This window comes from Methylophaga sp. UBA5088, assembly GCF_002414625.1.
Lineage (GTDB): Bacteria > Pseudomonadota > Gammaproteobacteria > Nitrosococcales > Methylophagaceae > Methylophaga > Methylophaga marina.
The window spans coordinates 18,515-19,461 of the sequence record NZ_DIAC01000087.1; the positions used below are offsets into that span (position 1 = coordinate 18,515).

The following is a 947-nucleotide window of genomic DNA, read 5'->3' on the forward strand; positions in this document are numbered from 1 at the left end:
AAGCCGAATTGATGCCCCCTGCTTGGGCGTGGTCCCTCATCTTAACAACCATCAGTCGGCAGCCAGTTTCCTGCGACTACCTGAATAAAATCATTAAACTACTTTATAAAATCCCCTTCCCAAAATAAGTGATTTCAGGCACTATTTTTCACTGTTAGTTCAAAAATATGGCCTCATAATTCAAAATCAGTAAATCAATATTCATTAATAATCAAAATGTTATGTTTTTTTAAAATGAATTATAAGGCCACCTGTTTAATATTTATTATGAGACCAGTGGCCTTATAAAAGGCACTGTTAGACAAAGGAGCAGAGATGACGGAAGTGATCGCAGACTGGTTCGACACCGAGCGGATAATTCGTGCTGCTGAAACCGAGGATGAAATTGGCACGGTTCTTCGCATGCACCTTGCGATCGACCAGCTACTTGAATTCTATCTCTCCCGTCAGATAACACCAGACCTTAAGCCATATGTAAAAATGCCGCCTAACACTGGGCAGAAACTGGCATTTGCAGCAGCGTTTGGAATGCCTATTCCCTTTGTCAGAGCAATGCATGAAGTCAATGGAATCCGAAACAAGTTGGCGCATAAAGTCAAATCGCTCACGGACGACATAGTTGCCCAGCTTGCTCGACAGGTTGACAGCATAAAAGAAATTGATGAATCTTTTACACCGCTTGCTAAACGATATATAGAACTACCAATCGCGCGGCCCGGTGAAAGAATTACCTTCGGATCTGGCGACGTTAGGTTGGATTTTCTGATTTCGACGTTTGCACTCATGGTGGCAGCGTCAAAATGGTTCGCTACAGAGCTTGACGCACCCAATGCCTAAAAAAGACTGTTAAATGTATCAAAGAGGTGACTTTGTGGGCTATCAGGACACGCTCAATATTAAAGATAAAGACTTGCAAATCAATAGGGTCAGAGTCTGAGCTATCCCCA

1 protein-coding gene is annotated in these 947 nt (G+C 42.7%); it reads left to right on the top strand.

Annotated features, from left to right (window positions below):
* Positions 1-315: 315 nt before the first annotated feature.
* The gene (locus tag B4K20_RS11130; RefSeq protein WP_289282932.1) at positions 316-837 is read left to right on the top strand and encodes a hypothetical protein; all 522 of its coding nucleotides are present in this window, start codon (positions 316-318) and stop codon (positions 835-837) included.
* Positions 838-947: the final 110 nt, after the last annotated feature.